Origin of the sequence: Mesorhizobium sp. M7A.F.Ca.ET.027.02.1.1, from assembly GCF_004022985.1 — a bacterium.
GTDB lineage: Bacteria > Pseudomonadota > Alphaproteobacteria > Rhizobiales > Rhizobiaceae > Mesorhizobium.
This window is the reverse complement of the sequence record NZ_RZOL01000331.1, coordinates 1-7,090: the sequence shown is the minus strand read 5'-3', so window position 1 is coordinate 7,090 and position 7,090 is coordinate 1. Positions and strand designations below refer to the sequence as shown.

Sequence of the window (7,090 nt, the reverse complement as noted above, 5' to 3'; positions counted from 1 at the left end):
GCCCACGGCATGGCGTAGCGCGCACCGATGAAGCCGGTGGCCCACAGGACGACGAAGGTGGCGGGAATGAACCGCTTGATGCTGTGCATGTTCCGCAGACGCCGCACTGGAGGGAGTTGACCGTGGCGCTGCTCTACTGCGCTTCAACCCGGCGTGCAAAACGAAACCATTGATCCATGCATCACCGGAATTCAACGGGCGTCAAGTTCGACATGCGTTACCTTGGCCGCGCCGCGCTCAAAGCCCGACCATCCCCCTGATGTCGCCGGGCGACGCGCCGGCATTGCGCAAGGCGGCAAGGCCGGTATCGCCCAGGCTCTTCGACAGCTTTCGTCCGTCGGGCCCGAGGATGAGACGATGATGGAAATAGGCCGGTTGCGGCAGCCCCAGGAGTTGCTGCAGCAGGCGCTGCACGCCGGTGGCGGAAAACAGATCCTGGCCGCGTACGACGTGGCTGACGCCTTGCAGCGCATCGTCCATGACGACGGCGAGGTGGTAACTGGTCGGGATGTCACGGCGCGCCAAGATCACGTCGCCCCAGTCCTGCGGGCGGGCTTCCACGGAGCGCGTCGCGGAAAGCGTCTCGTCGGAATACTCCGTCCAGGACAGGTCCTTGCCGACACGCGCCATGGCGGCCTCGACATCCAGACGCCAGGCGAAGGGCGCATTCTCGACTATCCGCCGCTGACGTTCCTTCAGCGGCAGCGCCTTGTCCGCGGCGGGGTAGAGCGGCACGCCATCGGGATCGCGCGGCCAGTCGCGCCCACGCTTTTCGCTGTCGGTGATGAAGGCGCGGATCTCGCCACGGCTCATGAAGGCGGGGTAGACGAGTTCCTCCGCGATCAACCGCTCGAGCATCGCCTGGTATTCGGCGAAATGCTCGGACTGGCGGCGCACCGGCTCTTCCCAGCCAAGTCCCAGCCATTTCAGGTCGGCAAGTACGCCGGCCTCGAATTGCGGCGTGCAGCGCGTCGTGTCGATATCCTCGATGCGCAGCAGCAGGCGTCCGTCCGCCCGTGTCGCCAGCTTCTGGTTGAGCAGCGCCGAATAGGCGTGGCCGAGATGCAGGACGCCGTTGGGGCTGGGCGCGAAGCGGAATGTCAGGAGTGTCATCTCTCAGGCGGCAATCATGTTTTGCGGCGCTTCGCCAATTGCTACCCTGTCGACGGTCGAGGAACAAGAAAGCATGCGCCGTATCGTGACATCAGACGACATTGCCCGGGGGCTCGATGCGCTTTGCGTGATCGACCCGCGCCTGGAAAAGGTGCGCGGCATGGCCGGCGAGGTGCCGCTGCGGCTGTCCGAGCCGGGGTTTCGAAGCCTGGCGTCGATCGTCGTCTCGCAGCAAGTGTCCCGCGCCAGTGCCGATGCCATCTTCGGCCGGCTGACCAAGCTCGTCGATCCGCTGACGCCGCAGGCGATCCTGGCCGCCGGCGAGGACATGTTTCGCGAAGCCGGCCTGTCGCGGCCCAAACAGCGCGGCCTGATCGCTGTTGCCCAGGCCGTGGTCGACGGCCTCGACCTTCATCACCTCTGTTCGCTCGATGCCGAGGAGGCGATCACGACGATGACGGCGGTGTCCGGCATCGGTCCGTGGACGGCGGAAGTGTATCTCTTATTCGCCGCCGGGCATCCCGACATCTTCCCCGCGCGCGACGTCGCGCTGCAGAGCGCGGTCGGCCACGCGCTCGGCATCGAGCCGCGTCCGCCGGAGAAAACCCTGATCGCATTGGCCGAATCATGGAGCCCGTGGCGAGGTGTCGCATCACGGCTTTTCTGGTCCTATTATCGCGAAACCAGAGGGCGGGACGCCGCGCCGCCGGCCTGAATCCGCAAAAAATCATAAAAATCATGCATTTTTGGCGCTTAGGCGACGCGACAATCCGCTTCACATCCCTGTCATGTCGGGCTTACAGTATCCGCGCCGTTCGGGTCTAGAACCAAGGAGGTGAACACGTGACGGTTGCCGTATCTCCGGATGGGCTTCCAGCACTGGTGCTGAATGCGGATTACCGTCCGCTCAGCTATTACCCCTTGTCGCTCTGGTCGTGGCAGGATGCTATCAAGGCGGTGTTCCTCGACCGGGTGAACATCGTCGCCGAATACGAGCACGCCGTCTCCTCGCCGACCTTCTCGATGAAGCTGCCGAGCGTGGTCAGCCTGAAGGCCTATGTGAAGCCCTCCAGGCACCCGGCCTTCACCCGCTTCAACGTCTTCCTGCGCGATCGCTTCCAGTGCCAGTATTGCGGCACGCCGGAGGATCTGACCTTCGATCACGTCATCCCCCGCCATCGCGGCGGCGCGACGACATGGGAGAATGTCGTTGCCGCCTGTTCGCCCTGCAACCTCAGGAAGGGCGGCATGATGCCGGCGCATGCCAAGATGTGGCCGCTGCAGAAGCCTTTCCAGCCGACGGTGCACGATCTGCACAACAATGGCCGCCTGTTCCCGCCCAACCATCTGCATGAGAGCTGGATGGATTATCTGTACTGGGATGTCGAACTCGAACCCTGAGATCGTTCGAGAATTCGGGAGGCTGGCCGTCTGGAGCAATTGTCTGCGCTTCCGATGCTCACGGACCAAATGTCCGCTCCGCTTCGGTTCTCGACAATCACTCTATACGACTCAGCCTGCCGAATTCTTTGAACGATCTCGCGTCGGCGCCATCGCGCCAAATCAGTCGCGGGTGAGGGCGCCGCGGAAGGCGACGGCGGCGAGGATCAGGCTGGCGATGGCGTTCCAGCCGGCCAGCGACAGGCCAAGGATGCGCAAGGCGGCTTTGTCGCAGGACGGCGGCACGAATTTGTCGAGCGCGTCGAGCACGCCCTTGCCGCCGGTGTCGACCGGCCCGGCGCCTGCGGTACAATCGGTCGGGCCGGCCCACCACTGCCATTCGACGCCGGAGTGGTAGACGCCGAGATAGAGGCCGTAGAGCATCAGGATGCCGCCGACGGCCAGCAGGCCGCGCGTCAGCCAACTGGGTGCGTGCAGCATCGACGCAATCACCGCCAGCACCATCAGCGGCACGCCGATATAATAGGGCGTGCGCTGTTCTAGGCAGAGGTGGCAGGGGATGTAGCCGCCAAGATACTGGAAGCCGAGCGCCGAGCCGACGGTGGCGGCCATGGCGACGGCGAGGAACAAGGCGGTCAGCGTGCGCTGGCGTCCGGTGTCGGCATTCATGGTCGCTGTCATTTCAATCGGTCCGTCCGGCTCGCAATGGTTCTGTTCAGAACGCGTATTTGACCAGGATATAGAGCAAAATCAGGGCAGCCGCGCCGGCGCCGGCGATGAGGCCGAGGCGCTTTTCGATGAATTCGCGGATCGGTTCGCCATAATGGCGCAGCAGCCAGGCGAGCAGCAGGAAACGGCCACCGCGGGCCACGATCGCCAGCACCACGAACAACAGCAAATTGACGCCGATGACGCCGGACAGGATCGTCACCACCTTCATCGGCGGCAGGTGGGCAGCGCCCGACGTGATCAGCATCAGGACGATGAAGCCGACGCCTGCCCCCGCGCGCAGCGCTTCGAACTCGTCGTACTTGCCGTAGAATTCGAGAATCGGCCTCGCCACGGCGTCATAGGCGTAGTGGCCGATGAACCAGCCGGCGATGCCGCCCAGCACAGAGGCGACGGTGGCGATCAGCGCATAGCGGTAAGCGCGATCCGGCCGCGACAGCGCCATCGGCAGATAGAGCACGTCGGCCGGCACCAGGAACACCGAGCTTTCGACGAAGGCGATGAAGGCCAGCCACCATTCGGCGGATTTGCGGGCCGCCAGCGACAAGGTCCAGTCGTAAAGTCCGCGAAGCATCGGCACTCCTAATGCGTGTCGTTCCATTGCGCAGGCAGGTTGGGGTTTAACGGCATGCACAGAACAAAGACCCAGAGCACGCCATCCGTCCCGCAGACGTGCCGCGCTTTGATGCGCCGCCTGTCTAGAAAGATTTTCCGCGCTGCACAATGGCAGCCCCCTCACGAAATCGAAAGGCGCAGTTTGGTCGCATCTTGAGGGCGCCGGAGAATTGGCCAGTTGACGAACAGCCCTCCAACCGTATAGTCCCGCGCCATCCAGGCCGCCCGGCCTGAGCCCCTATGGCGGAATTGGTAGACGCGCTCGACTCAAAATCGAGTTCCGCAAGGAGTGCTGGTTCGATTCCGGCTAGGGGCACCATCCTACACTCTTCGAGCTTCGGGTGGGACAATTTAGCCTGTGTTTGTTTTGGGATCCGCTTGTGCGCGGCAGCGCCGGCGTTGCGTTCCCGGTTGGCCTTTTGGTGTATCGTGGTCTGCTGTTTCCCATGCTAACGCTTGCCGGCCCTTGTTCGCCTGCAAGTGCCCCTTCAGGCTGATCGGCGCTTTTCGCTCAACAAAACTCGCAGATGCGGTAACGCCGCATGCGCCACCGCCTTGGGTGGTTGTGTGAACATGCAAGGCGGTTCCGCAGCGCCTAGAAGGCAGGTCTTTTGCCAATCCAATGTAATGGACCAACAACCGCCGCAGACACGCGGGGCAATATTGATATTGTTCGGGTAGGCGTAATAGCCGATCGGCGTTGGACCGAAAACGACACAACACGGCGTCCCTACACAGCTTGCGATATGAACAAGCCCTCCCTCCATGTCGAAATGCATGGACGAGTTCGCAAGAACGGAGGTGATTTGCGGCTGTGTTGTCTTGGAAGAAAGGTTGTAGTCGGCCGAACTGAGGGTGCCTCCTACCACGCCGACTTGGACAACAGGAAGATCCGGCAACTGCGCCTTCACCTCTTTCACGACATCATCCAAGAACGGATAATCTCGCGTAGCTCGAGGGCGACCCGACTCCTCGCTGAAGGAATTATGGACAGTAATGTAGGGTTTATGGTCCAGTCCCAAGCTTTGAATCAAGGACGCATCCTCAGGTAACGGATATTGATGGCCGCCAAAGGGCACACCGCTGACATGGTTCAGAAAGGTGTCTCGCCTCACATTCTGAAATTGGGCTACAAGTGCTGGATGGAAGTCCAAATGAGGATGCGCATCGATCGCATGCGAAAACATCTTCCGATACGGTGCGATGCTTTGCAGCATTGCTGAAAGCGCCGGCCACCGTTCGGCAGCGGCAGAACTCATGTGCACAAGATCTACGGTGTGTGTGAGCTGCAGGACAAGAAGATATCGATGCGTGACCCGCGTAAATACGCGTTTCGGAGCTTCAATGAAAGTTACATCCGGTAGAGGCTCGTAAAGCCAGCCCACTCCGCCCGTTACGGAATAGACGTCGATCTTTGCGCGGCCAAAGTGGCTCAGCAGATCGCGAATAAACCGGACGGCCACGATATGGTCGCCCATGCCGCCTGTTACACGAATGACAATGCTGTCTCGTCGTTCTACGTTGATCGCTAGATGAAGTGCTAACGCCGCATTCTTGAAGCCGTTGCGCGTCCTGCGTGAGAAGCGCGTAAGGCCTCGATCTTGCCTGCTCATGGCAATTCCTAAGCTTTGACGTTGAACATTCTTCCAAACGGTATCTACGCCGCCGCCGCTCCAGATGCTATCCAAGGGCATGGAGCGCTCGGCGATGCAATGATCGAGCCGGGACTGATGGCGAGGAGACCTGCGGCAGCCATTTCATTTTTCATGGCTCGGAATCCTCGCTCTGGCAGGGATCAAGACGCTTGCTGAGGGCATCCACAGACACGACAACCGTTGGAATGCACTCGACGTTTCGACGGCCTCGAGTTCGGTGTGCCAGAAGGGCGGCGACGTCATGCCGATCACCAACACGTCCGTCGGCTCGACGTGGCCACCTGCGTACCGATACATCTGAGCAGGCGGTCAAGACGCTTTGCGCGTCCCGCCGGTGGGGCCGCCGTCATTGGCCGCGCCGATCTCGCCAGCCGCCAGCAATTCGTCGAATGTCCGTTCGAGATCGGCATTGTCATCGGCTGCCGGTCCGTTGGGGGGATCCTGGCGTGTCAGCGTTTCCAGCCTTTGGTGAAGCTGGCGGTTTTCATCGCGGCAACGGGCATGCGCGAGTTCGTCGGTCATGCCGCGCAAGCGGAGATCGGCGAGTTGAACCTTCACCGCGCCATAGTCTCGGCGCGCCGCGTCGCGCTCCTGGCGCAACGTCGCAATCTCGGTTTCCGAGGTTTGGCGCCGATGCTCGGCCACGTCCTCGGCGCGCTGCCCGACGCCCGGCGTTGCGCGGACCACGCTTTGATCGGCGGCGCCGCGCTGGAGCGAGCGCAACCTCTTTTCAAGTTCGACGGCCCGCTCCTGCGCGGCGGCGGCGCAATCGCCGAGAACGCCGCGCTGATGCTCGAGCGTGGACAGCCGCGCCTGCAGGTCCTGCCGCACCAGCATCTGCGCAGACAGTTTGCCGGTCAGTCTTTCGTTGTGGAGCCGGTCATCCGCGACCTTGGAACGAAGCAGCATGGCGGCCTGTTGCAAGCTGGCGAGCCGCGATGCAACGTCCTCACGCGCCTGCTCGGCGGCTTGCCTGGCGATGATCTCGTCGCGAAGTTGCCCCGACACGCGCGCCAGGTTCCGGCCCAGACGCTCGACCTCGACATTCGCTTCGAGGAACCGTGTTGCGCGCTGGCCGGCATGCCTGTCCGCTTGCGCAATGGTCTGCCGTGCCCTGTCGAGTTGGACCTCCAGGTCGGCGATGGTCTTGCTCGCGATCGATAGCTCGCGCGATTTTCGCCCAAGCTCTTTCGAGGTGCGATCCTGCAAGCGTTGCAGCTTCGCCACCTCTTCCTGCAATTCCCATTTGTCGGTATCGGGAGCGTCGGCATCGTGCGTTTGCGCATCAAGCCTGCCCACATCGTGGTCAACCAACGACCACGCCAAGTCGTCAACGGCACGTGGATCCAGCCTGTCGTTGGACAAGGGCGAGGAGCCGCGCATGGCGCGAGCCTGGCTCGAGCCCGTCCGGGCCGAAGTCGAGCCGAGGGAGGCGGCCAGCGTGTCTGACTGGGCCAATCCGGTCACGGGCTCCTCTTCGAAGAGAGGCAAAGCTTGATACGTTGCGGCTCGAATGCTTCGAATCAGTTCGTCGAAGTCTTCGTCGGCCCTTCGGACAACGGCGCTATCCTCCGCAC

The 7,090-nt window shown here is 62.3% G+C and carries 7 protein-coding genes, 1 tRNA gene and 1 pseudogene; 3 read left to right on the top strand and 6 right to left on the bottom strand.

The window, feature by feature from the left end; all coding sequences use genetic code 11:
• Together EN749_RS39060 and gluQRS are read right to left on the bottom strand one after the other, a co-directional pair.
• Window positions 1–89, bottom strand: a pseudogene (locus tag EN749_RS39060) (EamA/RhaT family transporter); the annotation flags it as partial.
• Between the two features lie 148 nt (window positions 90–237).
• Entirely contained in the window at window positions 238–1,113 is an 876-nt protein-coding gene (gene gluQRS / locus EN749_RS27105; RefSeq protein ID WP_128364324.1) for a tRNA glutamyl-Q(34) synthetase GluQRS, read from the bottom strand.
• A 73-nt stretch (window positions 1,114–1,186) separates the two neighbouring features.
• Here gluQRS and EN749_RS27100 point away from each other — a divergent pair, with 73 nt between their 5' ends.
• Window positions 1,187–1,828 (top strand): DNA-3-methyladenine glycosylase, encoded by a 642-nt coding sequence (locus EN749_RS27100; RefSeq protein WP_127268792.1) that lies wholly within the window; start codon window positions 1,187–1,189, stop codon window positions 1,826–1,828.
• 128 nt (window positions 1,829–1,956) lie between these two features.
• On the top strand, window positions 1,957–2,514 hold the full coding sequence (locus EN749_RS27095) for an HNH endonuclease (protein ID WP_006328497.1): 558 nt from the start codon (window positions 1,957–1,959) through the stop codon (window positions 2,512–2,514).
• A gap of 162 nt (window positions 2,515–2,676) precedes the next feature.
• Here EN749_RS27095 and EN749_RS27090 read toward each other — a convergent pair whose 3' ends face one another.
• Window positions 2,677–3,195, bottom strand: a complete 519-nt coding sequence (locus tag EN749_RS27090; protein WP_013529434.1) for a disulfide bond formation protein B — start codon at window positions 3,193–3,195, stop codon at window positions 2,677–2,679.
• A 34-nt stretch (window positions 3,196–3,229) separates the two neighbouring features.
• Window positions 3,230–3,817, bottom strand: coding sequence for a YqaA family protein (locus EN749_RS27085; RefSeq protein WP_128364323.1), 588 nt, complete (start codon window positions 3,815–3,817; stop codon window positions 3,230–3,232).
• A gap of 275 nt (window positions 3,818–4,092) precedes the next feature.
• On the opposite strand from EN749_RS27085, the gene EN749_RS27080 reads away from it, so the two are divergent.
• Window positions 4,093–4,177 (top strand) — tRNA-Leu (locus tag EN749_RS27080).
• Between the two features lie 169 nt (window positions 4,178–4,346).
• Here the strand turns inward: EN749_RS27080 and EN749_RS27075 are convergent.
• Window positions 4,347–5,552, bottom strand: a complete 1,206-nt coding sequence (locus tag EN749_RS27075) for a hypothetical protein (protein WP_128364322.1) — start codon at window positions 5,550–5,552, stop codon at window positions 4,347–4,349.
• A 270-nt stretch (window positions 5,553–5,822) separates the two neighbouring features.
• A complete protein-coding gene (locus tag EN749_RS27070; RefSeq protein WP_189367720.1) occupies window positions 5,823–6,980 on the bottom strand; it encodes a hypothetical protein in 1,158 nt (385 codons plus the stop codon).
• Window positions 6,981–7,090: the final 110 nt, after the last annotated feature.

Coding starts and splice junctions, on each gene's coding strand:
- gluQRS (WP_128364324.1), bottom strand. CDS start 1,113: ATGACACTCCTGACATTCCGCTTCGCGCCCAGCCCCAACGGCGTCCTG.
- EN749_RS27100 (WP_127268792.1), top strand. CDS start 1,187: ATGCGCCGTATCGTGACATCAGACGACATTGCCCGGGGGCTCGATGCG.
- EN749_RS27090 (WP_013529434.1), bottom strand. CDS start 3,195: ATGACAGCGACCATGAATGCCGACACCGGACGCCAGCGCACGCTGACC.
- EN749_RS27085 (WP_128364323.1), bottom strand. CDS start 3,817: ATGCTTCGCGGACTTTACGACTGGACCTTGTCGCTGGCGGCCCGCAAA.
- EN749_RS27075 (WP_128364322.1), bottom strand. CDS start 5,552: ATGCCCTTGGATAGCATCTGGAGCGGCGGCGGCGTAGATACCGTTTGG.